Origin of the sequence: Cutibacterium granulosum, assembly GCF_900186975.1 — a bacterium.
GTDB classification, from domain to species: Bacteria; Actinomycetota; Actinomycetes; order Propionibacteriales; family Propionibacteriaceae; genus Cutibacterium; species Cutibacterium granulosum.
This window is the reverse complement of record NZ_LT906441.1, coordinates 952,471-978,633: the sequence shown is the minus strand read 5'-3', so window position 1 is coordinate 978,633 and position 26,163 is coordinate 952,471. Positions and strand designations below refer to the sequence as shown.

The window sequence follows — 26,163 nt, the reverse complement described above, 5'->3', positions numbered from 1 at the left end:
CGAGGTAGATCTGTAGGACACGGGACAGATCCATTGAGAAACGGACATGGGACGGTCCAACCGGGCCGTCCCATGTCCGTACCAGCGCTGTGTCTGTACCAGCACTGCCTCAGATCAGCATTGCCGATGGCATGTCACATCATGCCACCCATGCCGCCCATGTCACCCATGCCGGGGTCACCGGCGGGGGCCGGAGCAGGCTCGGGCTTGTCGGCGATGACGGCCTCGGTGGTGAGGAACAGGGCCGCGATGGAGGAGGCGTTCTGCAGGGCGGAACGCGTCACCTTGGCCGGGTCGATGATACCGGCCTTGACCATGTCGACGTACTCACCGGTGGCAGCGTTGAGGCCCTCACCAGCCGGCAGGTTGGCGACCTTCTCGGCGATGACGCCACCCTCGAGACCGGCGTTCGTGGCGATCTGCTTGAGCGGGGCGGAGCAGGCGGACAGGACGATCTGGGCGCCGGTGGCCTCGTCACCCTCCAGGCCCTCGATCGTGGCGGCCTTGGAGGCCTGCATGAGCGCGACTCCACCACCGGGGATGATGCCCTCCTCGACGGCAGCCTTGGCGTTGCGCACGGCGTCCTCGATGCGGTGCTTGCGTTCCTTGAGCTCCACCTCGGTGGCGGCGCCGACCTTGATGACGGCGACGCCGCCGGCCAGCTTGGCCAGACGCTCCTGGAGCTTCTCGCGGTCGTAGTCGGAGTCGGAGTTCTCGATCTCCTTGCGGATCTGGGTGACGCGGCCGGCGATCTGCTCGGCGTCGCCAGCACCGTCGACGATGGTGCACTCGTCCTTGGTGACGCGCACCGAACGGGCCTTGCCGAGCAGGTCGAGGGTGACGGCGTCGAGCGACAGGCCGACCTCCTCGGAGATGACCTGGCCACCGGTGAGGATGGCGATGTCGGCGAGCATGGCCTTGCGACGGTCACCGAAGCCTGGGGCCTTGACGGCGACGGACTTGAAGGTGCCACGGATCTTGTTGACGATGAGACCGGCCAGGGCCTCACCCTCGACGTCCTCGGCGATGACCAGCAGCGGCTTGCTGGACTTCATGACCTGCTCCAGGACGGGAAGGATGTCCTTGAGCGAGCTGATCTTGGAGTTGACGATGAGGATGTAGGGATCCTCGAGGACGGCCTCCATCGACTCGGTGTCGGTGACGAAGTAGGGCGAGATGTAGCCCTTGTCGAAGCGCATGCCCTCGGTGAGCTCGAGGTCGATGCCGAAGGTGTTCGACTCCTCGACGGTGATGACGCCTTCCTTGCCGACCTTGTCCATGGCCTCGGCGATGGTCTCACCGACGCTGGGATCACCGGCCGAGATGGTGGCGGTGGCAGCGATGTGCTCCTTGGTCTCGATGTCGATGGCCATCTCGGAGAGCCGGGCGCTGATGACCTCGACAGCGGCCTCGATGCCCTTCTTGAGACCCATCGGGTTGGCACCGGCGGTGACGTTGCGCAGCCCCTCGCGCACCATGGCCTGGGCCAGGACAGTGGCGGTGGTGGTGCCGTCGCCAGCGACGTCGTCGGTCTTCTTGGCAACTTCCTTGACGAGCTCGGCGCCGATCTTCTCGTAGGGGTCCTCGAGCTCGATTTCCTTGGCGATCGACACGCCGTCGTTGGTGATCGTCGGTGCGCCCCAAGACTTCTCCAGGACGACGTTGCGGCCCTTGGGGCCGAGGGTGACCTTGACCGCGTCGGCAAGGGTGTTCATGCCCTGCTCGAGTGCGCGGCGGGCCTCGATGTTGAATTCAATGAGTTTCGCCATGTTTGGGGGAGTCCTCCGCTCCGGTGGGCTGTGTGCCCTGGACGTCAGATGTACTGCGAGGTGTCGGCCTCGCGTTGTTGCCCCGTGATGCCCGCGACGGACGATCAGGTGATCTCATCACCGGGTCCCCGGCCGGATCGACGCTCGCAACATCGCTCCAGTCGGTAGCACTCGTCATGTCCGAGTGCCAAGATCATTTTTAGCACTCACCCCCCATGAGTGCAAAGGGATTGTGCCCACGAGTTCACCGGGATGGTGCCCATGAGCGCAACAGCCCCATGGGCACAACGGGATCCCCCGCAACAGGATTGTCCAGGCGCAGAGGATGTCCAGGCGCAGCGGGATTGCCCGGGCACAACGGGATCGTCCGGGATCGTCTGAGCGTAGCGAGATCTCCGGCAGATTCCGGCCCCGGCCGGGCCAGACATGCCCCAACCGGGCCGGACATCTCGACGCTCCTCGCACGTACGTCCCCGCTTCCTGGACCATGTGGTTCCTCGACCATGTGGTGTGGCAGGCGCACGTCGGCCATCGGCCTCGGGCTGACCGACCCGCATCCTCCTCACGTGGCGCGACGGGCGTGCTGCGCACCTCGCCGGATGGTCGTGGCAGGATTGAGGTATCCGTGTCCACGTGGGAGGACTGGCGATGGAGCGTCTGACAGGCAGCATTCGACAGTACGCATGGGGAAGCACCACCGGCGTCCCCACCATCCTGGGCACCGAACCCGACGGCAATCCCCAGGCCGAGTACTGGCTCGGCGCCCACCCCCTGGCACCATCGCAGCTGAGCAGTGGTGAACCGTTGACGCAGCACCTCCACGTGCATCCCGACGAGCTCGGATCAGCTGGGCAGCGATTCGAGGGACGACTGCCCTACATGATGAAGATCGTCTCCGCGGCACGCCCCATGAGTCTGCAGGCCCACCCCAATGACGAACAGGCCTGGGAGGGGTTCGCTGCCGACAACGAGCGTGGTGTGGCCCTGGACTCCCCCGATCGCACCTTTCTGGATCCGTGGGGCAAACCAGAGATCTTCGTCGCCATGGACGAGGTGGACGTGCTGCACGGCTTCCGCGACCCGATCCAGACGCGCAACCTCTTCGACGCACTCGACGTGCCTGCCTCGTTGGACCAGGTCATCGGCCCGCTCACCGAACGCCGCAGTTCCGCCGGCCTGGCCGAGGTGTTCCTCGACTGTCTGAGCGGTGGACCGGAACGCGAGGCATGGGTGAGCGAGGTGACGTCAGCCGCCGTCAACCATGTGGACGACGAGGGAGAGCTGGGTGTGTTCGCCCGCACCGCCGTTGCCCTGGACGAGCACCACCCCTCCGATCCGTCCATCTTGGCCGCACTGCTGCTCAATCACCGTCATCTGCACCGCGGGGATGCTCTGCTGGTGAATCCCGGCACCCTGCACTGCTACCTCACTGGCACCGGGGTGGAGCTTGCCGCCAACTCGAGCAACGTCGTGCGCGGTGGGCTCACTCACAAGCACATCGACATCGACCGGCTCATCTCGATCGTCAATTTCGTCACGCAACCCATCGACCTGGTCGACCTCGTGGGTGTGGGAGCCGGCATGGGACGTTATGACACGCAGTACCCGCAGTTCCAGTTGTACCGCTTCGACCTTGACGTCGATCAACCAGCAATGGCACCGCGCCCCGATCAACCACGGATCCTCCTGGTGACAGGGGGTTACGTCGTGTGCACCAGCCCGAGTGGCACCGACGAGTTGGTGCACGGTATGGCCGCCTGGATCCCCGCGGGTGAGCAGGTACAGCTCAATGGGAACTGTGAGGGGTTCATCGCTTCACCAGGTATGTGACCAGTCTCATGTTTTCACGCGGCGGTCGAGTTTTGCCTTCTTTTCTTCAGTATGTTATATGAAAAACTCCTTGCAAATCCACGCATCACCGCGAGGTTGTCAGCCAGTCACACGACACCCGCATCGCAGTCCGCTCCCGGCAGATTCCTGACGCATCCGACGGCCTCAGCTGCGCCCGTGGGAGGTTTGTTGCCGTCTGACAAGGAGATTCATCGGCGCTCTCGATTTGTGTCAGACAGGTATTAGCTTTCGTTCTCATCTGATACCGGATGGGCCATACTCGTATGCCAATACAGCTTTGACACCCTACTCTGAAAGTATGTACAGTCACTCGGGTCTAACAACCTGACCCCGGTGTGTGCTTCATGATCAGCGTATTGGCCTCTGAACTCTCGGTAAACATCCGTGAAACTCACCATCAGAGGCATGCTGCATGGCAACAGCGAAGGTCAAGTTCCTACCTGCTCACAGAAAGGGCGCCATGCGCAAGGTACTGATCAACGCTGGTCTGGGGGTGTTGTCCGCGCTCGTCGGTGGTGCCGGTTTCCTGACACCGGCCCAGGCGAACGCTGCCCCCGGGGACGCCGACCAGCCCGTGAATCCGGGACTCTCCGAGGGATACCCCAAACCAATCAACTTTGTAAAGCATTCCAACTTTAAGGAGATGGTGGGGTACAGAACCCACTACAGCGTCCCCACCCCGCACACCGGGGATCCCAGGCATGCAATCGAAGATCTGATCCAGACTGTGGAGATTGCCCCAGGTAAATATGCATACACATACTGCATCGAACCTGGGATCAAGTACTACACGGTTGAGGAAAACCCCGCCACCACCTTGACTGTGGGGAACTGGAGCGGACTCAAGGCCGAGAATCAGCGAACCCCGCTGCCGATCACGAATGACAAGGATCGTCAGCAGGAAGCCCAATGGGTGACTGAGAACGGTTACCCAACGAAGGACCTCGATCAACTCAGAGCTGACTCGGGGGTCAGCAACCTGACCAGGCCTGAAGCCATTTCTGCCACTCACGCCGCGCTACTCCACTACGTGGACAACCGCGACCTCCAGAGTGCTGCCGCCTATGACCCGGTTACCAACAGTGAATCTGATCTGCCCGAAGATGTCACCAAGGATCTGAAGGATTTCTACAGCTACCTCACTGGCCCCAAGAACACCGGCGTCCCACTGGACACCTCGGACAAGAAGGCAGCGGAAGTCACCGTCACCGGCCCCTCAGGGACTGGGGTCGCTGGCCAGCCCGTCGGTCCGATCCGCTTCGGTGGCACCGAGAAGACGCTGCCTCTCACCGTGAGCGATCCCGCCAGTGATTGGGAGATCGTTGACGCCGACGGCAACGCCATCGACAAGGCCAAGGCCCCAGTCGGCAAGGACCTCTACCTCAAGGTGCCCGCCGATGCCCCGGCTGGCTCGGCCACCATCAGCACCTCGGTGAAGAAGTCCAATCTGTCCGGCAAGGTTCTTTTTGAGAAGTCTGGCAGAGATCATGGCCAGACGACGGTCATCATTGATTCGGACGACAGTGAGTCCAGCGCCTCGGTGTCCGTGAGTTGGGACGCCGCCCAGAAGCCGACACCCACACCCACGCCATCGGATACTCCGACCCCAACCTCATCGGACACCCCAACACCAACCCCGAGTGACACTCCCACCCCGGAGCCCACTCCATGCCTGCCAGGAGACACCTCCGAGGACTGCATCACACCAGCCCCCACACCCTCCGACAGCCCCACACCAACCCCATCGGACACCCCAACACCCACGCCAAGCGACACGCCCAGCGTGACCCCGACACCCTGCGTGCCAGGTGAAGGCGGAACCGACGAAAACGGCAAGCCGTGTGGAACCCCAACCCCGACACCGTCGGACACCCCGTCGGACACACCGACGCCGACCCCGAGTGACACTCCCACCCCGGAGCCCACTCCATGCCTGCCAGGAGACACCTCCGAGGACTGCATCACACCAGCCCCCACACCCTCCGACAGCCCCACACCAACCCCATCGGACACCCCAACACCCACGCCAAGCGACACGCCCAGCGTGACCCCGACACCCTGCGTGCCAGGCCAAGGCGGAACCGACGAAAACGGCAACCCCTGCAACACCCCAACACCGACACCATCGGACACCCCGACGCCGGCCCCGAGTGACACCCCCTCGGCCTGTGTGCCAGGCCAGGGTGGAACTGATGAGAACGGCAACCCGTGCGAGACCCCGTCGGCTACCCCGACCCCGACACCCTGCGTGCCAGGTGAAGGCGGAACCGACGAGAACGGCAAGCCGTGTGGGACCCCGGCACCCAGCGTGACCCCGGCTCCGAGCAGCACTCCCACGGCCTGCGTGCCAGGCCAGGGTGGAACCGACGAGAACGGGAAACCCTGCGTCATCGTTCCCACGACCTGCGTGCCGGATCAGGGCGCCACTGCCGGCAAGCATGGTGCCGTGGCCAAGGACAAGGCTGGCAAGGCTGATGTCTGCGTAGAGCCCGGACTGCCCGCCACCGGTGTGTGACAACTGAATCAGGAATCATCAGAAGCCATGTGGCTTCCTAGGTGATCCACAAAAGGTGCCCCGCGACCCAACAGTCGCGGGGCACCTTTCTGTCACCTGCCGGGAAGGTTCAGGACGAGGAGAGGCCACCGCCAGATTTGCCGAGGCAGAGATCACCGGTGTTGAACCAACGAATCATGCACTACGGACATTCGTGCCCGCAGTGACAGGAGAATCTCGTCGGTGATGCAACCAGCCACATCCCAGACGTAGGCAACCGTGGCTCGCTGCACTGTCAGCGGTCAACGAATCGACACGATCTGCTCAGGTGAACGCTCGAGTGTCACACCGGCTGCGCGATGTCACAACCCGAGATCCTGCCGGGAGGGAGGTAACGGGGCTCCTGCAGGACGCGGGATTCGACCGCGGGACGAGGACACCGGGGCATTCTCCCCACCGGGTGCAGCAATGCTTTCGACAGTGCTGGTGACGGCACCATCACCTGCAGCGCCCCGATCCGGAGCTGGATCCCATCCCCCCTCGACGACCCTCTTCTGCACCGCAATGGCAGACAGCAGAATGATGGCGCCGATCAGGGTGAGGATGACCGCTCCCGGCACGACACCGGCCCGGGAGCCATAACCGATGAGGATGCCGAACCATCCGAAGTCGGCGTCCCCGAAAGTCGTGTTCACCGATCCGAAGGATCCCAGCACCTTGAGCAGGAAGGCCGGCAGGAACGTCACGAGCAGGCCATTGACAAAAGCACCGGCGATGGCGCCGCGGCGTCCTCCGGTCGCATTGCCGTAGACGCCCGCTGCGCCACCGGTGAAGAAGTGAGGCACCAGACCGGGAAGGATCAACGCCAGCCCGAAGGCCGGTCCAAGTAAGGTCGCGAGGAGCGTCAGACCGATCAGGCCGCCGATGAATGAGGACATGAATCCGATGAGCACCGCGTTCTGGGCATAGGGAAAGACGATGGGGCAGTCGAGGGCTGGGACCGCCCCCGGCACAACTTTTTTGGCAATGCCCTGGAATGCCGGGATGAGCTCACCGAGGATCGTCCGCACGCCGAACAGGATGACAGCGACGGCGATACCGAATTCGAGGCCCTCGGTCACCGACGACATGATGTAGTTGCCGATCCCGGTGGCCCCGTCGGGGAAGGCTGTGAAAGCTACCGTCCTGCCACGTCGCGCAAGGAAGACGATGGCCATGATGACGTACATGAGGACCATGGACAGGGCTGTCGCCACCATTGAGTCGCGCAGGAATCGCAGACCCTCGGGAACCTTGATCTCCTCCGTCGAACGGCTCCGCCCATGCGGGTCCACGAGACGCCCGGTCGCAGCGGAGGCGATGTACCCCGAGGTGCCGAAGTGCCCGATGGCGATGTTCTCACCACCGGTGACCTTGCGGGTGAAGGGGTGTGCCAGGGCGGGAAGGCTCACCATGAGTATGCCCAGCAACAAGGATCCCAGTCCGATGACGATCGGGGTGGGCATCGAGGCAGAGGCCATGACGATCGTGATGAGGGTCGCCATGAACAGCATGTGGTGCCCGGTGAGGAACACGTATCGCAACGGCGTGACGCGAGCCAGCACCAGCGAGACGAGGAATCCGGCAAGCATGATCCAAGCGACCTGCGACCCGTACTGCTGCTGGGCAATGCCGGCGATCGCCTCGTTCGTCGGAACGACTCCGTGAGCGCCGAGAGCCCCCTCGATCATCGTGCCCAGTGGGTTCAGGGAGTTGACCACCAGCCCGGCACCAGCCCCGATGAGCAGGAAACCGAGGACAGCCTTGATGGCTCCTCCCACAACCTGCCCGGCCCCCTTGCGCATGGCTGCAAGGCCAATGGCGGTGATGATGCCGATGAGGAAGGCGGGAACACTGAGGATCTCGTTGACGAGGAATTGGACGATGGCCAGGACGATGCTCATGGGTGGCTTTCGGTGTGACGCTGGGCTGTGTGGACGGTTGGTGATCAGACGTCGAAGATGCGACGCAGCGCAGCGTCCACCTCGGAGATCGACGTGAAGTCGTCGACGACCTCCACCGGGATGGGGAGCTCCCCAAGGGTCTGGGCGATGGCACCGGAGGTGAGGATCGCGTCGGCCTCACTGCACCGTCCCTTGGCCGAGATCGTGTCCGTGGCCTCGACGCCGAGGTACGGCGTCCACCCCCAGACGTCCAGAACCTGCTCTGTGGTGTTCTTGAGGAACAGGCTCGTGCCCACCCCATTCCCGCAGACCGTGAGCAGGAGATTCCGAGAGGTCGTGGTGGCAGGCGATGCGGCCTGCCGTCCACCGTCCAAGTCGTTCCTCCCCGACAGGATCGACACGACATCTTGGGCGGTGTGCGCCGTCTCCAAAGCCGTACGTCTGCTGGGATCGGCCAGGACGGTCGCCAGCGCGGCAAGGACGTCCTGATGGTCCGAAGCGTCACTGGCGGCCAGTCCGGCCACCATGGTGACGGGATCATTGGTCTGGTGACCGAAGGCCACCGGTTCGTCAAGATGGACCCAGGACATCCCGGTGTGCCGTACTGACTCATCGGGCCGGGCGTGGGCCAGTGCGAATCCGGGAGCGACGACAATGTAGGGACCGTTCTGCCTGACGTTGTCGATCATGGCCTCGGTGTACTCCGGGGTGGCCGTACCGGTGGCAACGAGCAATTCGCCAGCAGCACGAATGGCTGCCGGCCAGTCGGAGGCCGACGCCTCCACCCGAATTGCCCCCAGGGGCAGAATGTCGGTGAGGTCGATCACAGCAGAGTCCTCCGTCGTCGCAGGAATGGGACGATTAAGTGTACTTCCGCGCCGTTGTCAGGCGCCGGTGGGGAGTACCCCCATCGTCGATCAGGCCGTCACCTGTTCCCACTCATCGCGTCGATCCAGCATCGTGCGAACGGCTTCCTGCGCAGCATGGATGGAGTGATTGGCTCCCCACCCGCACTGCACCTCGTTGGCGGCCGGGGTGGCGTCGAGCTCCAGGATGTCGCGGAAGGTCGTCTCCACCAGATCGCAGACGGCAGGGACGTCTGGCTCGCCAACCATGATGAGGTAGAAACCGGTCTGGCAGCCCATCGGTCCGAAGTCGATGACGGATTCGCTGTGGTTGCGCACACACTCGGCGAAGGAGTGCTCGATCGAGTGGACCGCCGGCATCTCCAGGTGGTCATGGTTGGGCTGGCAGAATCTCACGTCGTACTTGGTGAGGGTGTCGCCGACAGGTAGGTGCTTGACGTCTGCCACCCGCACGAAGGGTGCTGCCACCGTGGTGTGATCCAGATTGAAACTCTCGACATTCATCTTCTGTGCCATGAATCCATCATCTCGCACCCAAGATTCCCAGCGGCAAGACAGTCCGGGGTGGGCGGCAGCCCAATTCAACAGGCGAGAGTGCAGGTAACCGTCCCACTTGAGTCGGGGGGTGAAAGAGCAGGTAGCCATCCCACTCGAATCGATGGGCGACAAGCGTGGGCCAGCCCCACGCGAGGGGGCACACACCGGCCACCGACACGATCGTCCTTGCCGACACGGCCGAGGTGGTCAGTGGAGCCTCTGACAGGAATCGAACCCGCGACCATCGCTTTACAAGAGCGGCGCTCTACCTACTGAGCTACAGAGGCACGGCCCAACAGGGCATACGGCACATTGTGGCACGTTTGGGCGGTCAACGCATAGTTGACGTCAGCTGGGACCGGGCACCAACCATCATGGGCCCGTACCACACCAGACGCTGCCCGTCGACGAATCGCACGTCGCAGCCGGGCAGGTCGGCGGCATCGGAGCGGCCGAAGGAGTAGGGCTCGTCGGGCAGGATGACGCGGTCGGCGCCAAGCTCCAGGATCGTCTCGAGCTCCACGTGCGGATAGCGCGTGCCATCGTCGGGAAGTGGTGCCAGATCGACTCCGCAGTGCGCCAGCACATCGGCAGCATAGGTGTTCGGTCCGATGCACATCCACGGGTCACGCCAGATCGGCACGACGGCAGTGAGTCTGGGGCCCTCGAACGGGGGCTGCCATTCCTGACGTGCAGCGGTGAGCCAACTCGGCTCCTCGGCGCACCCCAAGACGCCAAACAGCCGTGCCATGCTGGTGAGGGCGTCTGAAACAGTGGGAATGTGCGTCACCCACACCGGCACACCGTCGGCGCGCAGCTTCTCGACGTCGAAGGCCCGATTCTCCTCGTCATTGGCGATGACGAGGTCGGGACGCAGCTCGGCGATCGCGGCACGATCCGGGTTCTTCGTGCCCCGCACCCGGCACACCGCATGACCGACCACGTCGTCCATGTCGGGTGGGCGCACACAGTAGTCGGTGCAACCCACCAGAAGCTGTGGGCAGGTGGCGACGATGGCCTCGGTGAGTGAGGGGACGAGGCTCACCACTCGACGGATCTCACCGAGCTGCACCGGGGTGCCCCGATCGTCCCGGCACTGCCCGGGCGTGGCGCCAGCATCGTCGGATCGTTGCGTGCCGTGCGGCTTGTCCCCATGTCGATCTGCGTGTCGACTGGCCCCGCACCGATCTGCACCGTGCCGGTCGGTTTCACATCGATTGGCCGCGTCCTGGCCGGCCCCAGCCGGGGCGTTCTCGGCAGAGCCGCCTTCGTGCTGCCTCTCGTCGCGCCGTCCACTGTTCATCGTGCGTCCTCCCTCACCGTCTTGCGCACTGCCACGTTCTCATGCCGCATCCTCGGCCACGTCTTCATGCCACCACGGCCAACGCCAGGGCCAGCAGGGTCCAGGTGACGGTCTGGGTGAGTTCGTTGATCGAGCCGTAGCAGTCGCCGGTGAGCCCGCCGAACCGCTTGACGAGGTGTCTGATCCACAGCCATGCCATGCCCAGCGCCACCAGCGTGGCCACCGCCACGGTCACGGCCCACTGCCAGCCACCGACCGCCCAGCCCAGGGCGGCCCACACCAGCTCCAGCGCAGCGAAGTTGACGGCCACGGTGCGCGGGGTGCTCACCCCAGCCACCAGGGAACCGAACCCGCCGGGTCGGGCGCACGGGATGGACGGCATCGTCGCCACGATGATCGCGGCACGGGCCACTGACGGCCCCAGCATCACGAGCAGCCCGACTCGCCACCACGATCCTGCACCCAGTGCCCCGGCAGTACCGGTGAGCGAGCTGAGCGCGCCGAGGTCGACGAGCAGGGTGAGCACCAGGGCGATGACACCCATCGGCCCGATGTCGGACTGTTTCATGATCTCCAGGGCCCGGGCTGGGTCACGTCGCGAGCCGAGTCCGTCGGCGGTGTCGGCGACACCGTCCAGATGGAAACCTCCGGTGGCACCGGTGAGCCACACCAGCGCCAGGATCGCGGCGAGCCACGATCCGGCTCCCATCGCCAGTACTCCCCCGGCGATGAGTCCACCGACCACGCCCAGACACAGTCCCAGCCAGGGGAAGGCGCGGATGGCACGGATGGCCACTCGACGGTCCACGTCGGCGATCATGGGGGCAGGCAGGATGGTGAACAGTAAGGTGGCGGCGGCCAGACCCCCCAGTGGGCCGCGGGCTGAGGTGGTCCGGGGGGCACCGTCCTGGGAATCTGTTGGCGTTTCCATCATGCCCACCTGCGCGGGATGCCCGCCACGCACATCCACACCTCGTCGCAGGCACCGGCGACGGCGGCATTGAGACGTCCGAGCTCGTCACGAAAGAGGCGTCCGGCAGCGGTGTCGGGTACCACGCCCATCCCCACCTCGTTGGAGACGAGGATCACTCGTCGGTGGGTGCGTCGGATGGCGTCGACGAGCTCGTCGACGCGGGTCCTCAGCCCATCGCGCCAGCCCGGCTCGTCGTTCCAGGCGCCGACCTCGTCGAGGATGCGGGTGATCCACACCCCCAGGCAGTCCACGAGCACCGGGCTCGGATCGTCGTCGAGCAGCACGGCGGCGACGTCGAGAGTCTCCACGGTGCGCCACGACTCGGGGCGGCGTTGCTGGTGCAGTCGGATGCGTTCGGTCCACTCCGGGTCGTCGGGGTTGCGTGCGCTGGTGGCCACATAGGTGACGACCTCGCACTGGGCCAGCTGCGACTCGGCGAAGGTCGACTTGCCCGAGCGTGCCCCACCGAGCACGATGGCGCGGCTGGGACGGGAATCCACTGGTGTCGGGGTGTGCACACTCATCGGACGGCGTCCTTGCTGGCCCCAGCTTCCGCCGAGCCGGGAAAATCGGTCTGGCCGGTCACCTTGACATCGGTCACACCGACCTCGTCGAAGGTGGTCATCTCTGCCATGATGTGCGCTGCGGCCTGCACGATGGGGAAGGCAAGGATGGCCCCGGAGCCCTCCCCCAGCCGCATGCCGAGATCCAGCAGGGCGGGCAGACCAAGCTTCTCGGTGGCGGCGACGATACCCGGCTCGGCCCCGGCATGCCCGGCGACGAGATAGTCCAGGGTGGCGGGGGCGATGGCAGTGGCGGTGAGGGCTGCCGAACAGGCCAGGACGCCGTCGATGACGATGGGGACGTGCCTGCTGGCACCGGCGAGCATGAGGCCGGCCATGGCGGCGAGCTCGAACCCGCCGACCAGGGCCATGGCCGTCACGGGATCCGCTGCGTCGGGTTCGTTGACGGCGAGAGCCTTGTCGACGACGGCGATCTTGTGGGCGCGACGCCGCTCATCGGCCCCGGCCCCGTGGCCGGTGACCTCCTTGGCAGGTTTTCCGGTGAACAGGGCGATGAGAGCGGCTGCCGGGGTGGTGTTGCCGATGCCCATCTCACCGGCGATGAGGGTGTCGGCTCCCCCGTCGATGGCGTTCAGACCGGTCTGGATGCCCACCTCGAAGGCCGTGACGGCATCGTCGAGGCTCATGGCCGGGCCGACGGAGATGTCGTCGGTACCGTGCTGGATCTTGCGATCCACGACTCCGGTTCCTACGGGAAGGTCCTTGAGTATGCCGACGTCGGTGACGATGACCTTGCCACCCATCTGACGGGTGAGCACCCCCACACCGGCTCCCCCGGCAGCCATGTTGATGGCCTGCTGGTAGGTGATCTCCTGGGGGTCGGGCGAGACGCCCTGGGCACACACCCCGTGATCGCCGGCGAACAGGCCGACGACGGGATGGCTGGGGATCGGCCCGGGAACCTGCCCGTAAATCGCGCACAACTGCTCGGAGAGGGCTTCCAGCAGTCCGAGGGATCCCTCCGGCTTGGTGAGTATCTGCTGACGCTCGTGGGCCTCCTGCCGGATCCTCGGATCCACCGGGGTGATGGCCCTGGCGGTACGAGCGAGCAGGCTCTGGGGCGGCAAGGAGGCTGGCAACCTGACAGACATGGAGTTCTCTCCCGGGGTCAAGAACGTACCCCGTTCCCGCAGCTGTGTCCGCGCAGCTGGAACCGTCAGGTGACGTCCGGCAACCATCCCCGGACTGGGGATGAGCGGGCGGTTGTGGTCTGACTTCGCTGTCCCCAGCGTCACAGTGGCGGGACCGTCCCGGACTCACACCGGTGTTCCACCGCGCCGCGGGATCTATCCTTGCACATGAGGTCTCTGAACGCATGGGAGCCTTGGCCGCGTGAAAGCCTGGGGCACATGACGGCCCAGGCCGACGTCTGGCCTCGGCAGTGCTGCTCGGTGCCAATCGAGCCGGGCCAAATTGTGCTGGGCCAGTCGAGCCAAGGCCAGTCGTGAATGGATGGAAGGTGTGCGACATGGACGTCCTGGTTCTGGGGGGCACCGGTCTGGCCGGGAAACTGTCCGCCCGGCTCGTCGAGCAGCAGGTGGACGTCGTCACCTCCATCGCCGGACGCACCACGGCACCGTCCCGACTCCCCGGCAAGGTGCGGGTCGGCGGTTTCGGCGGGGTGGACGGGCTGCGCACCTTCCTGCGCACCGAGAACGTCGGATCGGTGGTTGATGCCACCCACGCCTTCGCCACGACGATGCACTGGCACGCCTTCCAGGCCTGCCAGGCCGAGAACGTCCCCCTGCTGCGGTTGGGACGGCCCAGTTGGCATGACCTGCCCGAGGCGGCGTCGTGGACCTGGGTGGCCGATCACGACGAGGCGGCCCGCGTCGTCACCGGAATCCCGGGACGGGTGGTGCTCACCGTGGGACGCCAGCCCACCGCCCACTACCTGAGCCTGGGTGAGCGCGATCTGCTGCTGCGCTGTGTCGACTCCCCTGCCGAGGAGCTACCGGACGGCTGGGTGGTGCGCCGGGAGCGCGGGCCGTTCACCGTCGATCACGAACGTGCCGCACTGGCCGGGGCGTCGGTGCTGGTCTCCAAGGACTCCGGCGGGGTGAAGCCCGATGCCAAACTCGTCGTCGCAGCCGAGTCGGGGATCCGGGTCGTCATGATCTCGCGAGGTGCCCAACCCGCCTGGGACGACGAGGTGAGCGGGGTTGGGGACGCCGAGGCCTGGATACGCGCACGTCTGGCGGGCGGACGACGACCATGAGCAGCTGCGTGCCGCCTGCCTGGTGTGTGACGTTGGTACAGCCGCACACAGCCGTTGCCCGCGTCCGTACCACCTCGTCGGAGCGCATCAGACCCACGTCACGACCTCAACCACACTGTCTCACCCGTACCACCTCGTCCGGGCACATGGCGTGGAGCGCTGTATCAGCCTCCCCGGGCAACCTCTGACCCCACCCGCGAACCCGAGTGCCTCCGTCGGTGAGAGGAACTGGGCGCTGGAGTCAGCTGGGCAGGATGAGGCGCGTGGGAGCAGAGCCCGGCAGTCGGCGTCCCCGAATCAGTGATCGTAGGGGGCCAGTGGGCTGATGGGCGTCAGCGGTCAGAAGGGAAGCCGGTAGACGGATGGACGTCAGTGGTCGGAGGGCTCGTGGACGCTGGTGTGCTCGAGGTCGAGCCCGGCGACGTCACCCACGACGGTGATGGCCGGCGGCTTGATCCCGGCCTGCTCCATGTCGTCGGCCACCTCTCCCAGGGTCGAGGTGAGCACCTGCTGGGTGGGCAGGGAGGCGTCACCGATGACGGCCACCGGGGTGTGCGGGGCAAGCCCACCGGCCTGCAGCTTCTCGGAGATGCCGCCGATGTTGGCCACCCCCATGAGGATGACGAGCGTGGTGCCCGTCTTGGCGATCTGCGCCCAGTCGAGTTCGGAACGGGTGTCGCCGGGAGCGACGTGGCCCGAGACGACGGTGAATCCCTGCACCATGTGACGGTGGGTGAGCGGCACCCCGGCCAGCTCCGGGCCGGCCACGCACGAGGTGACGCCGGGAATGATCCGCACCGGGACGCCAGCTGCCGCGCAGGCCTGCCACTCCTCACCGCCGCGTCCGAAGACGAAGGAGTCGCCACCCTTGAGCCGCACGACCTTCCTGCCCTGCTGAGCATGCTCGACGAGCAGCAGGTTGATCTCCTCCTGGGGCACGTATTTTCCGCGCGGCACCTTGCCCACCGGGATCTTCTCGGCATCCGGGTTCTCGTCCATGATGTCCTGAGGTGCGAGACGGTCGTAGAGGATGACGTCGGCCTGTTGCACGGCTTGCAACCCGGCGACGGTGACGAGCCCGGGGTCGCCGGGACCGCCTCCCACCAGGGTGACGGTGCCGGGAATGAGATCTGCGCTGTGTTTCATGGTTCTTCTCCTCAGGATGTGTGCTGGTCGGGGGCGGCGGGCAGGTCGAAATCGCTCGGACTGGCCTGAATGGAGCCAAGAGCCTCGGCAAAACGGGTGTGGATGCGACAGTCGCGTACTGCCAGTCGAATCCAGGTGGGCCCCAGACCGGGGAACGTCTCCCCCCGTCGCACGGCAATTCCCTGGCTCTCCAGGGCTGGCCGGATCGACTGCGGTGAGATCGACGAGGTGTCCAGCAGCACGAAGGGGGCTCCCGAGTCGATCGGCGGCAGGCCGATGTCGGTGAGACGCCGCACCAGGTCGTCGCGCTGCCCGGGCACGGTGCGGGCCAGATCCAAGCGGTGGGCTCGTCCCAGGTCTCCGGTGACGGCAACCATCGCCGCTGCCGCCGGGGTGGACACCGACCACGGCGGCTGCTGGGCGGCCAGGCGTTCGATGAGCGCCGGATCACCGACGACATATCCAGCACGGACACCGGCCAGCCCATAGGTCTTGGTGAGTGAGCGCAGCACGAGGACGCCATCCATGTGCGGGCCGATCATGGACTCCGCCTCGTCGGTGGCGTCCATGAAGGCCTCGTCGACGACGACGATACGCCCGGGGCGACGCAGCCGTGCAATGACCTCACGCGGGTGCAGTCGCCCGGTGGGGTTGGTCGGGTTGCCGACGACGACGAGGTCGGCATCGTCGGGGACGTCCTCGGCAGCCAGCTGGAAGCCGTTGGTCCGGTCCAGGATGAGCCGGGCCACCTGGAACCCCGCTTGGATGAGGGCAGACTCCGGTTCGGTGAACTGGGGGTGGACGACGAGCGGGTGCTCGGGGCGCAGGTCATGGGCGATGAGGGTGAATCCCTCCGCCCCACCGCTGGTGGGCAGCACCATCTGCCGGGGCACCTGGTGCATGGCGGCCAGGGCATTGCGGGCGGCACTGGGGTCTGGGTAGTGGGCCCAGTTCCCGGTGCTGACGATGGCGTTGATGAGCCAGGCCGGGGTCTGCTGCACACGCACGTTGACAGCCAGGTCGATGAGTCCCTGGCGCACGTCCCGGTCGCCGTGGTGGCGCAGGTCGGGCTCAACGGCGGGCGGAGGTGGCGGTGCAGATTCCTGCACCGCCGGGCTGGCGGCTGTTGGTGCTGCGGGAGCCGACTCGTCCCGACTCGCCGAGGCGGTCTTGCCCGGCTGCACCAACTCGGGGGCTGCCGCCCCTGTTGGCCGGTCCGTGCTCGCGGCGTCGACGTCGCCAGCGGGGAGAGCCTGCCTGCAATGATCCGCATGCCCACCCGCTCGAGTCGTGGCATCGGGGCGGGCAGCTCCTGTGTCAGCGGGCGAATGGTCCACGGCGATGGACTCCCCCGCACCCTGGGGACGCTGCGCGTACTGCCAGACAGCCTTCACGAATCGGGCCGCAACCTGCGGGGTCCCCGCCCAGTGCAGGTGCAGGTAGGAGGCGTGGACACTGCCGCACGCCACACCGTCCGACACGACGCCGTCTCGTCCCGGGAAGGTCCACGCCGCGGGCAGTGGAGCATGCTCGGCCGTGGACGACGACTGGCCCGCCACGGAACGTGGGTCGGGACGCAACCCGCTGGAATGCGGCGAGGAGCCCTGGGGAGCGCCATCACTGGTCCGTGTCGAATCGGTGTCTCGATGCGGCTCGGCATCCACGACGACCTGCGTGCGGTGGAACTCGTGGCCGACCACCTGGTCACCAGCCCGCGCCACCAGGGTGTCGGTCGGGGCGGTGGCCGTGCGGTAGCCCATCGTGAGACGCTGGTTCATGGCCCCATCCAGGGGCAGCACGGACGCCATGTCGTGTCCGTCGAGGTGCCGGCACAGGTACAGCAGCCCAGCACATTCGGCGATGATCGGCATCCCCTCGGCGGCACGACGGCGAATGTCGTCATGCAGGCTCGCATTGGCCGACAGCTCGGTGGCGTGCACCTCGGGGAACCCTCCCCCCAGGTACAGCCCACAGCAGTCCTGTGGCAGGGCAGGTGCAGTGAGCGGATCGACGTCAACAACCTCGAACCCACTGGCCTCGAGCAGTTCTGCGGTCTCGGGGTATCGGAAGGTGAAGGCGCGTCCACCAGCCATGGCCACCACGGGCCGGCCGGCCCCTCCGGTGGGTCGAGCCTGCCCTGGTTGGTGGGAGGCCGGCTGCCGGGAGGCACTCAAGGCCGGCGTCTGATCGGGTGACACCCCGGGAATCTCGATGCCGGTACCTGCCAACGCCACTGCCGGGTCCCAGGGTTGGGCGTCCAGCTGCGGGGCGGCCTCGGCAATGTGCAGCAGGGCCGTCAGGTCGACGTGGTCGCCGATGAACTGCGCCAACTGTTCCACCTGACGGGCCGACTCCTCACGCTCGGCGGCCGGCACCAGCCCCAAGTGGCGTGAGGGCACGAAGATGTCGGGATTACGAGGAATCTCACCGAGCACGGGCAGTCCCGCCAGATCCAGACCACGTCGGATCTCGGCGGCGTGACGCGGCGAGGCAACCCGATTGAGGATCACCCCGGCTATGCGCACCTGGGGATCGAAATGTGCCAGTCCGGCCGCCACGGCGGCATGGGTGAGGGACGCATGCGCCGTGTCGATGACGAGCACCACCGGAGACGTGGTGAGGGCCGCAATGTGGGCGCTGGATCCGACGCCGTCTCCCAGACGACCGTCGAACAGCCCCATGACGCCCTCGATGAGGGCGACATCGGCCGGCTCGGGGGTGCAGAACCCATGGGCGAGCAGCGGAGCAATGCGGTGCTCCCCACACATCACCGCGTCGAGGTTTCGCCCCGGACGCCCAGCCGCCAGGGTGTGATAGCCCGGGTCAATATAGTCGGGGCCCACCTTGAAGGGGGCCACCGTGTGACCGGCGGCGCGCAGGGCCGCCAGGAGTCCGGTCGTCACCGTCGTCTTGCCCCCTCCGGACGCCGGAGCAGCCAACAGCACTCGTGGAATCCTCATCACCACTCAATTCCTGCCTGGCCACGCTGGCCGAGATCGAAGGGATGCTTGATCTTCGTCATCTCGGTGACGATGTCGGCCATCTCCACGAGCGCGCGGGGAGCCCGCCTCCCGGTGATGACGACCTGCTGGGCTCCGGGACGGTGCGTGAGCACCTCGACGACCTCGGAGACGTCGATCCAGCCCCAGTCGAGCGGATAGGTGAACTCGTCAAGGAGGTAGAAGTCGAACGCCTCGTCGTTGAGCAGCTCCTTGACGTGCCGCCACCCCTCCTGGGCGGCCCGAGCGGGGTCCTCGGCGGCATCGAAGGCGCGGGTCCACGACCATCCGGTGCCCATCGTCTCCCAGGTGACGCGTCCGCCGACACCAGTGCTCTCGTGCAGACTTCCCAGGGCCTGCAGGGCATCCTGCTCGCCGACGTGCCAACGACCGGACTTGACGAATTGGAACACCCCGACGTCCCAGCCGTGGTTCCACGCGCGCAGCGCGGTTCCCATGGCGGCAGTGGTCTTGCCCTTGCCCTCACCAGTGTTGACCATGACGACCGGTCTCAGACGCCGTTGTCTGGTGGTGCGGCCATCCTGGACGGCATTCGGGTCCTGAGTGATGGGGCTCTGGCCTGCTGGCATGGAAACCTCCTCGCGGGTCCTCGCCCGCATCATGGCAGCGTCGATCTGACTCAGCACCGACCCGGACGACCTGGCTTGCGCATCGAGGCGCCTCGGTGGTCGAGGCACGCCCGACGGGGCTCACAGTGGCGGGACCGCTCCGGACTCACACCGGATTCCTCCTGGCCGGTACCGCGATTCTGACACACCGAAGGTGTTTTCACTCACCCGGCATACCCTTGAGCCGTGACCATTGACCCTGACACCGCAAAACTGGGCCGCACCCCCGGCCTTGACGAGGAACACTTTGCCCATGACGGGCTCATCACGAAGCATCCGGTGCGCGCGGTGGCGCTGGCCGCCCTGCGCCCCATGCCCGGGCAGACGCTGTGGGATCTGGGCACCGGCGCCGGATCGGTCGCCGTGGAGTGGAACCCCCACCCGACGGGCCGAAACCCACCTACCGTGGTGCCATGATGAGTTCTCGCGTCATCCTCGTCAGTGACGATCGCTCCAGCCTCCGCTCCCCCGGCACCCTTCTTTGGCCCGGCTCCGCCTGCATGCGCGGCATCCACACCAGTGACTGGGCCGCTCACATCTTCGAGTACGCCATGTCCTTCGAGGGCAACATGACACAGGTACGCGAACTCGCCGCCCAGACCGGCGCCGGCGTCCTGCATCCCCATGGCGCCCTGGCTGTCGAGCCGCCCGGTCTCATTGTCTGTGACGTCGACTCGACAGTCACGCGCACCGAGGCCATCGACCTACTCGCCGAGTGCGCAGGGAAGGCTGAGGAGGTCAGTGAGGTGACGGCCCGGGCGATGGCCGGAACGCTCGACTTTGCCGAGTCCCTTCACGAGCGCGTCAAGTGCCTGGAGGGTCTGCACGTCGGGGCCCTCGAGGAGGCTCGCAAGGCGACCGTCGTCGCCCCGGGTGCGACGGAACTGGTGGCCGCGGCGCACGAGGTCGGTGCAGCCGTCGGGTTGGTGTCAGGAGGGTTCACGGCCCTGGTCGATCCGCTTGCTGCGGAGATCGGCGCCGATTTCTCAGCCTCCAACGAGCTCGAGATCGTCGACGACCACCTCACTGGCCGGGTTGTCGGGAACATCGTCGATCGGGCAGCCAAGGCCACCTGACTGCGTCGTTGGGCTGAGGAGCGTGAGGTAGATCTTGAGCGAACGATCGCGGTGGGAGACGGCGCCAACGACCTCGACATGTTTGCCGCCGCCGGGCTGGCCATCGCCTTCTGCGCCAAACCTGTCGTCGTCGAGGCTGCACGAAACACCATCCGTTGTGAGCGGATCGACGCGCTTCGCGCAGTGTGGGAACGATGACCACGATCATGGGGGCATGACCAACCTCCCCGGAACCCTTCACACCGCTCATGACGGCGCATGGCAGGTCGCAGAGCACGGCTGCCAGGTGCTGGCGTGGCAGGCCGACGGCAAGCCCGTCATCTGGTTCGACCCCGAGCACGCCGACGAGTCCGACGCGGTCATCCGGGGAGGTGTCCCGCTGTGTGCCCCATGGTTTGGTCACGGACCGAACAACGACCAGGATCCCCAGCACGGCTTGGCCCGACCGCCGCATCCCTGGCCTGCCGACGATCCACTACGGCTACACCCCCACACAGACTCCAGCGCACAACCTGCAAATCGCTGTGCGATCCAGATCCTTGGCTAAGCACAGAGCTCAGACCATCCGCTTGAATTTTCACAGCTTCAGATCTGCACACATAAGAACCTTCTGAGCGCCTCGCCCCCTCAACTGTGACAGGGTCGCCGGGGCGGCGAAATGTCTCCGGCGTCACCAGTACTCGCCGTTCAGTGACTCCTTGAGCGCCATCCTGAACGTTCTGCACGATTCGACGATGACCATTGTCGACGTAGCCCACCTTGCGGCTGACGGCCGCCGATGCTGCGTTGCCCTCGACATAGCCAGACTCGCACTCGAGCACACCCAATTCATCGAACGCAAAGCCCACCACCATCTGTCGCATCAGTGTACCGATCCCCTGGCCCTGGTGGTACCGCCCCAACCATGAACCGGTGAGAACGTGACGAGCCTGAGGAAAGTGTCGACCGTGTACGTCTTGCATTCCCACCAGCTCCCCCTTGTGACGGACTGTCAGGGCAAAACGCCACTCTTCGGGAGCGAACGTCGAACGCTGCGACCACCACCACGACAATGAGGTAGCAGGGAACGCATAGGGATCCCCTGGCTGGTAGGGCTGCTGATGCCAATCCCGCAGGAAGGGCATCAGCAAGTCGGGCACTTGGATTCCCCCTCGCACAAGTTCCACCAGCTCGGGAAGGTCCTCGTCACGAAGGACCGCGAGACGGAGGGTCCTGCATGAGATCCGCAGGCCGAAGGGAGGAAACATCTCTTCGAGTGTCGACATATCCCTAGCCCACCACACCGGCCCCGCATCGGGGAACGCAAATCAGGCGAAAGGATCAAAACCCGAGACTCGCGTCAAGCCCCACCCTGCCTCCCGGCCGATTGGTGTTTGAATCACCGGAAGCGCCCGGGCACCAATCCTTCCAACGAAACTAGCGGGTCCGTGAGAACCTTCCCCTACTGGCTTTTCAAGCGGCGGCTGACGCCGCCGAGCTCGACGAACTGCGCAGGGCCCCGCACGGCATCCGCTTCGCTCCTGCCTTGCACCCCGTCGCACCCCACCCGGCACGCAAGGAACGAAGAACGTGCTCCAGACCCGCCGTCCGAGACCCGCTCAACACTCCCCCGCCAAAGTCACCCCACGCGACCGTCGAGCCACCCCGATTAATCGAACACTCGCCAGGCGTCCGTACCCAATCCATCGGTCGACGTCGGTCACCAACGGGTACATCGTCGCATCATCAGGCGACCGCGCACGCCTGGATCCCAGTGCGGCCCAGCTTCCCAAGCTGGACACGCGGGTTCGATTCCCGTCGCCCGCTCTCTTCATGCCCTTTTCCGGGTCCTCTATGATCGCTACTCGTCGGTCGAGGGTTTCCTCAACGTTGCGACGGCCGCCAGGAGGAAGAGAATTCCGGCCACGAATCCGGCCCACACGGCCACCGACGGGCGGTCTGATGGATGCGAGATGAACCGTTCGCCAGACCATGGGCTACCGGTCGGTGAGCCAATCGGGATGATCACGACGTACATCAGCCAGGATCTGTGAGTACTCCCCGCCGTACTCATCCAGACTGATTGACAGAGCGACCGGCATCGGCACGAATCCGAGGGCGTGGCCGGAGTCGTCGGCGAACGCAGACTCCGCCATGGTCACCGGCGACGTCTTTCGGTACATGACGACGTTGTCGGGGAACGTCCTCATGACGTAGTAGGTCTCGCCGTCCTTGGTGAACGACCCGCCTCCGTCACCTTCGAAGGCGCTCCACAGCAGGGCCAGGAACCCTATGACCCCGCTCACCACCACCGCCGCGATGATCGCGATGGCCCGCCCGATGCGCCACCCCTTCGTGCGTCCGGGCATGCGTGCACACTCGGCGATGACCTCGACGGCCAGAGCGACCAGACACAGATCGACGATGGCGATCGTGGTGTTGTTGACAGCCGGGATGAACCGGTTGAAGGACCTCGCGACCGCGACGGCGATGAGCAGGACCGCTGAGATCACGGCCACGGATCGGAGGTACTTCATGAGTGGAATCCTATGTTGCGGCCTCGCTCCCCGGACTGACCCGCCTTGCCGCCATGCGCGAGTGACTGTGCGACGCCGTCGAGGGCGACCTTGACCGTTCCGACCAGCACTCCACCCATGACAACCGGCGCCAGCATTGCTCCGACAACCGCGAGGGGCTGACGGCTCCCGGGACGACGAATCTCCTTGCGGGCAGCCCGATTTGCCATACCGATGACGGTCAGGATGCCCAGGGCCTGGGCCGTCGCCGCGATGTCAGCTCCATCCTCCTTCCCGACCCAGCGCGGGTAGAGGGCTGCCGCCGTGGTAATTCCGGTAGTCGTCAGGGCTGCTGCCACACCGCTCATGTAGTGGTTGGGTTTGCCGCCGAGCGACCACGACGTCGCCACCCGGTCAGCCTTGACGAAACCGAGTGCCATGCCGCTGGCGACGCCGGCCCCGATCCACGGCGCTGCAACCAGGCCGCGACGCAGCGTCTCGGGAACGTATTCGTTGAGGTCGGGCAGGGAGTCGTCGGGGCGGATGAGCCCCAGGCGCACGGCGACGGCGCCCAGATTGAGATCCCATCCGATGCCCACAGCGCGAGGCACTAGCAGGTGCGGGTTCTCAGGTTCGAAACCGCGCAGCGCAATGCGGGAGCCGCTCCCCCACGGCGCACCGACGGGGATGCCGAACAGGCGACGCACGCCATCATCGTCTCGAGTCCAGAGGTTCATGATCTCTCCTTGCCAGAAGTGTTGTGGTTATCGTTGGTGGCACGGTCGACGGCGGCTGCGATGCGCGACCACTCATCGATGAGCTCTGTCAGGTAGCCTCGACCGGTGGCAGTCAGGCGATAGATCTTGCGCGGAGGCCCTGACGGCGACTCCTGCCACTCGGTCGAAACCAGATCACCGCGACGCAGTCGGTTGAGCAACGGGTACAGCGTCCCCTGAGACACGCCCAGATCCGTCTCCTTCTCGAGCCTGTCCACGAGTTCCCCTCCGTAGGACGGTTTGCTCGCCAGCAACCCGAGGACGACGAGTTCGAGCGCACCCTTGCGCAGTTGTCGTTCCGCCACGGTTTTCCTCCTCAACCAAGTAGCTTGACTAACAATGTACCTTGCATTGCATAGTAGTTCAATGAGGCATCCCCTGCTCTTACCAGAGGCTCGTCGACCGCTCGTTCCAAACGCCGCCTGATCTCAGCGCCCGGCGCCTAGCCCCTCCCGCAACGTCGAGATGAGGTGCTCAATAAACCGTTCGGCGTCGACGTCACACAGCAGGTCGACGTTGGGCTCCTTGCCCCACCGCCCCATCTCGTCACCGACGGTCTGGCCACGGGTGAGCGTCCCGGTCAGCTCGACGTCGACGGCCAGTGGCCGCGTCGTCGCAAATCTCCCGGTCACCGCATTGGCGACGACGAGCGGGTCGTGCAAGTACGCACACCATCCCAACCCGTCAGCCTCGTGGAACTCGAAGTAGAACCTCAGCGCGTCGGCCAAGACTTTCACAACCGGATGTTCCCCTAGCTCCTTCACAGCCCGACGATCCCTCTCGTCCAGCCTGATGACCTCAGTGGCCTGCAACGCCCCAAGCACGACCCGTTTGGACGCCTTCCCCCATGCCTCGAACACCTCATGGCCGGCCTCCGGGTCCACCGCGATGTTCCACTCGCTCGTCGGGCCGGTGTTGCCACGGTGGTTGATCGCTCCACCCATGACGTGCAGCCCCCGCAACAACTGCGGCAAGTCCGGTTCTTCCCGCAGCGCCAGCGCGAGGTTCGTCAGCGGCCCGGTGACGATGCCGACCAGCTCGCCGGGGTATTTCCGGGCAAGATCCACCCACAGTTGCGCACCGCTGCGCCCATCGGGGTGACGTCCGCAGTCCCCCAGCTGGGCATGCCCCAAACCGTGGGGTCCATGGGTCTCCTCGGCGGTCATCACCGGCTCGACGAGGGGCGCGTCCGCCCCACGCGCCACCGGGGCATCCATCCCGAGCAGCTCGGTCAGCCCCAGGGCATTGCGCAGCACGTCGTCCTGACCGACATTGCCAGCTGTCGTCACCACCCCGACGGTCTCGACATCGTCGCGGCACGCCAGGTAGGCCAGCGCGAACGCGTCGTCAATCCCAGGGTCGCAATCGAGCAGAACCGGCAAGAAACGTGTGGGCATGGCGTCAGAATAGAGGCCCTCCACCGCACCACTGATCGTTGAGTCGTCCCACCTCACCTTCTGCTGAGGCTGTTCGGGCTGGTCAGAGCGCCTTTGCTCCAGGACTCGCACATCCGCGTGTCCTGCCCCCCTCATTGTCCAACGGGTATGTGCCACACATTTCACTGTCCCCTGGTGCCGCCCTGCCCGAATCTTGGAAGGAATCATGCTCGACTGGGTGGACCTCATCATTCGTATCGGAGTCGGCGTCGGCCCCGGAACCCTCATCGAGATAGGAGCCGACGGATTCGGTGCAACTGATCCCCATACCCTCCATACGGACACGTCTCGTAGCATCCCCAGTCCGGCCTGGAGCCCCTCGGTTTGGTCGTGAGCCTTCCTGGAGGACACTTGGCCTTGTCAGAGCAGGTCGTCAGCCACGTGCGTGACGACGCTGGCGAGCGAGTGTGAGGAAGTCATGACCATCGAGGAGAAGGAACCGTCCCGCGCTGAGAGGATCTTTGCGGGCACCGTCGCGTTTACGATCTGCATGGCCGTGGTGTTCGCGATCGTGGCGATCTTCATCGGTTGGCGCTGGTCGCTGAGGATGTTCGTCGGAGTCCTGCTCATCGGAATCCCCGGCGAGATCCTGCTGGAACTGGTTGGCGAGAACCGAATGTTCCCCCGCGGCGGAGGCAAACCGGGCCAGACACGAGCTGCACGTTTGCTCATCCTGACGCTCATCCTCGCCGCGTGGGCTCTCATCGTCCTCGCCCTCACCGCCCTCATCCAACCGTGGTACGGCGCCGTCGGGGAAATGGCGTGGGTCATGGTGATCGGGATCCTCGCGATCCTCATCCAGGGGATCCGGGACACCCGGAAGAAGAAGTCCTAGCCCCTCGCCATGATCACAGCGCCGAGACTCCTCCCTGGCGGCCTTTTGTACCTCTCACGCCAGATGTTCAGGACGTCGGAGACCGTCGGCTGCTTGTCCGCGGGAACGCCGGACTGGAACTCGTCGTCGTGGATCTCCATGTCGAAGTGAGCCGACACAGCACGTACTCTCCTCTAGAGAGGCCTAGACCCCTTGGAATTGTCGAACATGTCGTCAAGGTGGGTGGGCAGGAT

At 65.6% G+C, this 26,163-nt stretch carries 19 protein-coding genes, 1 tRNA gene, 4 pseudogenes and 1 riboswitch; of the genes and pseudogenes, 7 read left to right on the top strand and 17 right to left on the bottom strand.

Annotated features, from left to right (window positions below):
* Positions 1–134: 134 nt before the first annotated feature.
* Positions 135–1,769, bottom strand: a complete 1,635-nt coding sequence (groL, locus tag CKV91_RS04035) for a chaperonin GroEL (protein ID WP_065860939.1) — start codon at positions 1,767–1,769, stop codon at positions 135–137.
* Between the two features lie 648 nt (positions 1,770–2,417).
* Here groL and manA point away from each other — a divergent pair.
* On the top strand, positions 2,418–3,599 hold the full coding sequence (gene manA, locus CKV91_RS04030; protein WP_065860938.1) for a mannose-6-phosphate isomerase, class I: 1,182 nt from the start codon (positions 2,418–2,420) through the stop codon (positions 3,597–3,599).
* A gap of 433 nt (positions 3,600–4,032) precedes the next feature.
* On the top strand, positions 4,033–6,135 hold the full coding sequence (locus CKV91_RS09920) for a thioester domain-containing protein (protein WP_169712413.1): 2,103 nt from the start codon (positions 4,033–4,035) through the stop codon (positions 6,133–6,135).
* Between the two features lie 341 nt (positions 6,136–6,476).
* On the opposite strand, the gene CKV91_RS04020 is transcribed toward CKV91_RS09920, so the two are convergent.
* The 7 genes and pseudogenes from CKV91_RS04020 to cobT form a co-directional block, all read right to left on the bottom strand.
* Positions 6,477–8,057 carry a PTS ascorbate transporter subunit IIC gene (locus CKV91_RS04020; protein ID WP_065860883.1) on the bottom strand — a complete coding sequence of 527 codons (1,581 nt, stop codon included), beginning with the start codon at positions 8,055–8,057 and terminating at the stop codon, positions 6,477–6,479.
* Positions 8,058–8,101: 44 nt separating this feature from the next.
* Positions 8,102–8,884, bottom strand: coding sequence for a PTS sugar transporter subunit IIA (locus CKV91_RS04015; RefSeq protein ID WP_023034998.1), 783 nt, complete (start codon positions 8,882–8,884; stop codon positions 8,102–8,104).
* A 90-nt stretch (positions 8,885–8,974) separates the two neighbouring features.
* Positions 8,975–9,457 carry an S-ribosylhomocysteine lyase gene (locus CKV91_RS04010; RefSeq protein ID WP_197691362.1) on the bottom strand — a complete coding sequence of 161 codons (483 nt, stop codon included), beginning with the start codon at positions 9,455–9,457 and terminating at the stop codon, positions 8,975–8,977.
* 214 nt (positions 9,458–9,671) lie between these two features.
* Positions 9,672–9,747: transfer RNA gene (locus CKV91_RS04005), tRNA-Thr, on the bottom strand.
* 44 nt (positions 9,748–9,791) lie between these two features.
* Positions 9,792–10,532, bottom strand: coding sequence for a helical backbone metal receptor (locus tag CKV91_RS04000; protein WP_036957960.1), 741 nt, complete (start codon positions 10,530–10,532; stop codon positions 9,792–9,794).
* Between the two features lie 295 nt (positions 10,533–10,827).
* Complete coding sequence (locus CKV91_RS03995; protein WP_065860889.1) at positions 10,828–11,694, bottom strand: adenosylcobinamide-GDP ribazoletransferase; 867 nt, start codon at positions 11,692–11,694, stop codon at positions 10,828–10,830.
* A pseudogene (gene cobT, locus CKV91_RS03990) lies at positions 11,694–13,411 on the bottom strand (nicotinate-nucleotide--dimethylbenzimidazole phosphoribosyltransferase). The gene CKV91_RS03995 and the pseudogene cobT overlap by 1 nt, the downstream one beginning before the upstream one ends.
* A 377-nt stretch (positions 13,412–13,788) precedes the next feature.
* Here cobT and CKV91_RS03985 point away from each other — a divergent pair.
* The gene (locus CKV91_RS03985) at positions 13,789–14,538 is read left to right on the top strand and encodes a cobalt-precorrin-6A reductase (RefSeq protein ID WP_021104778.1); all 750 of its coding nucleotides are present in this window, start codon (positions 13,789–13,791) and stop codon (positions 14,536–14,538) included.
* A 369-nt stretch (positions 14,539–14,907) separates the two neighbouring features.
* Here CKV91_RS03985 and cobA read toward each other — a convergent pair whose 3' ends face one another.
* From cobA to cobO, 3 genes are read right to left on the bottom strand one after another with little or no spacing between them, the layout of a single operon-like run.
* Positions 14,908–15,684, bottom strand: coding sequence for a uroporphyrinogen-III C-methyltransferase (gene cobA / locus CKV91_RS03980; protein ID WP_021106245.1), 777 nt, complete (start codon positions 15,682–15,684; stop codon positions 14,908–14,910).
* 11 nt (positions 15,685–15,695) lie between these two features.
* Positions 15,696–18,644 carry a cobyrinate a,c-diamide synthase gene (locus CKV91_RS09465; protein ID WP_051254933.1) on the bottom strand — a complete coding sequence of 983 codons (2,949 nt, stop codon included), beginning with the start codon at positions 18,642–18,644 and terminating at the stop codon, positions 15,696–15,698.
* Positions 18,644–19,273 (bottom strand): cob(I)yrinic acid a,c-diamide adenosyltransferase, encoded by a 630-nt coding sequence (gene cobO / locus CKV91_RS03970; protein ID WP_065860888.1) that lies wholly within the window; start codon positions 19,271–19,273, stop codon positions 18,644–18,646. The genes CKV91_RS09465 and cobO overlap by 1 nt, the downstream gene beginning before the upstream one ends.
* A 69-nt stretch (positions 19,274–19,342) precedes the next feature.
* Positions 19,343–19,428, bottom strand: a riboswitch (cobalamin riboswitch).
* Positions 19,429–19,498: 70 nt separating this feature from the next.
* Here cobO and CKV91_RS03965 point away from each other — a divergent pair.
* The 3 pseudogenes from CKV91_RS03965 to CKV91_RS03955 all read left to right on the top strand — a co-directional run.
* Positions 19,499–19,684 (top strand): annotated as a pseudogene (locus CKV91_RS03965) (precorrin-6Y C5,15-methyltransferase (decarboxylating) subunit CbiT); the annotation flags it as partial.
* Between the two features lie 44 nt (positions 19,685–19,728).
* Positions 19,729–20,586: pseudogene (serB, locus tag CKV91_RS03960) on the top strand (phosphoserine phosphatase SerB).
* Between the two features lie 16 nt (positions 20,587–20,602).
* A pseudogene (locus tag CKV91_RS03955) lies at positions 20,603–20,833 on the top strand (aldose epimerase family protein); the annotation flags it as partial.
* Here the strand turns inward: CKV91_RS03955 and CKV91_RS10065 are convergent.
* The 5 genes from CKV91_RS10065 to CKV91_RS03930 all read right to left on the bottom strand — a co-directional run bounded on the left by CKV91_RS10065 (position 20,748) and on the right by CKV91_RS03930 (position 25,167).
* On the bottom strand, positions 20,748–21,635 hold the full coding sequence (locus tag CKV91_RS10065) for a GNAT family N-acetyltransferase (RefSeq protein ID WP_414836114.1): 888 nt from the start codon (positions 21,633–21,635) through the stop codon (positions 20,748–20,750). The pseudogene CKV91_RS03955 and the gene CKV91_RS10065 sit on opposite strands and share 86 nt — an antisense overlap.
* 729 nt (positions 21,636–22,364) lie before the next feature.
* A complete protein-coding gene (locus CKV91_RS03945) occupies positions 22,365–22,904 on the bottom strand; it encodes a hypothetical protein (protein ID WP_016666245.1) in 540 nt (179 codons plus the stop codon).
* Positions 22,901–23,620: a DUF5808 domain-containing protein gene (locus tag CKV91_RS03940; protein WP_021106227.1), complete on the bottom strand. Its 720-nt coding sequence runs from the start codon at positions 23,618–23,620 to the stop codon at positions 22,901–22,903. Before CKV91_RS03940 ends, CKV91_RS03945 begins: the two co-directional genes overlap by 4 nt.
* A complete protein-coding gene (locus CKV91_RS03935) occupies positions 23,617–23,964 on the bottom strand; it encodes a PadR family transcriptional regulator (RefSeq protein ID WP_016666247.1) in 348 nt (115 codons plus the stop codon). Before CKV91_RS03935 ends, CKV91_RS03940 begins: the two co-directional genes overlap by 4 nt.
* Positions 23,965–24,087: 123 nt before the next feature.
* Positions 24,088–25,167, bottom strand: a complete 1,080-nt coding sequence (locus CKV91_RS03930; protein ID WP_021106228.1) for a nucleoside hydrolase — start codon at positions 25,165–25,167, stop codon at positions 24,088–24,090.
* 313 nt (positions 25,168–25,480) lie between these two features.
* Here CKV91_RS03930 and CKV91_RS03925 point away from each other — a divergent pair, with 313 nt between their 5' ends.
* Positions 25,481–25,930: a hypothetical protein gene (locus CKV91_RS03925; RefSeq protein ID WP_036957951.1), complete on the top strand. Its 450-nt coding sequence runs from the start codon at positions 25,481–25,483 to the stop codon at positions 25,928–25,930.
* Here the strand turns inward: CKV91_RS03925 and CKV91_RS03920 are convergent.
* Positions 25,927–26,070, bottom strand: a complete 144-nt coding sequence (locus tag CKV91_RS03920; RefSeq protein WP_036957958.1) for a hypothetical protein — start codon at positions 26,068–26,070, stop codon at positions 25,927–25,929. The genes CKV91_RS03925 and CKV91_RS03920 overlap by 4 nt on opposite strands.
* Between the last annotated feature and the right edge of the window lie 93 nt (positions 26,071–26,163).

Excerpts from the sequence above, each read along its gene's own strand:
- CKV91_RS03985 (WP_021104778.1), top strand. The coding sequence starts at position 13,789 with ATGGACGTCCTGGTTCTGGGGGGCACCGGTCTGGCCGGGAAACTGTCC.
- CKV91_RS03945 (WP_016666245.1), bottom strand. The coding sequence starts at position 22,904 with ATGAAGTACCTCCGATCCGTGGCCGTGATCTCAGCGGTCCTGCTCATC.
- CKV91_RS09465 (WP_051254933.1), bottom strand. The coding sequence starts at position 18,644 with ATGAGGATTCCACGAGTGCTGTTGGCTGCTCCGGCGTCCGGAGGGGGC.
- CKV91_RS03920 (WP_036957958.1), bottom strand. The coding sequence starts at position 26,070 with ATGGAGATCCACGACGACGAGTTCCAGTCCGGCGTTCCCGCGGACAAG.
- manA (WP_065860938.1), top strand. The coding sequence starts at position 2,418 with ATGGAGCGTCTGACAGGCAGCATTCGACAGTACGCATGGGGAAGCACC.
- cobO (WP_065860888.1), bottom strand. The coding sequence starts at position 19,273 with ATGCCAGCAGGCCAGAGCCCCATCACTCAGGACCCGAATGCCGTCCAG.
- CKV91_RS10065 (WP_414836114.1), bottom strand. The coding sequence starts at position 21,635 with ATGTTTCCTCCCTTCGGCCTGCGGATCTCATGCAGGACCCTCCGTCTC.
- groL (WP_065860939.1), bottom strand. The coding sequence starts at position 1,769 with ATGGCGAAACTCATTGAATTCAACATCGAGGCCCGCCGCGCACTCGAG.
- CKV91_RS04020 (WP_065860883.1), bottom strand. The coding sequence starts at position 8,057 with ATGAGCATCGTCCTGGCCATCGTCCAATTCCTCGTCAACGAGATCCTC.
- cobA (WP_021106245.1), bottom strand. The coding sequence starts at position 15,684 with ATGAAACACAGCGCAGATCTCATTCCCGGCACCGTCACCCTGGTGGGA.
- CKV91_RS03940 (WP_021106227.1), bottom strand. The coding sequence starts at position 23,620 with ATGAACCTCTGGACTCGAGACGATGATGGCGTGCGTCGCCTGTTCGGC.
- CKV91_RS03995 (WP_065860889.1), bottom strand. The coding sequence starts at position 11,694 with ATGGAAACGCCAACAGATTCCCAGGACGGTGCCCCCCGGACCACCTCA.
- CKV91_RS09920 (WP_169712413.1), top strand. The coding sequence starts at position 4,033 with ATGGCAACAGCGAAGGTCAAGTTCCTACCTGCTCACAGAAAGGGCGCC.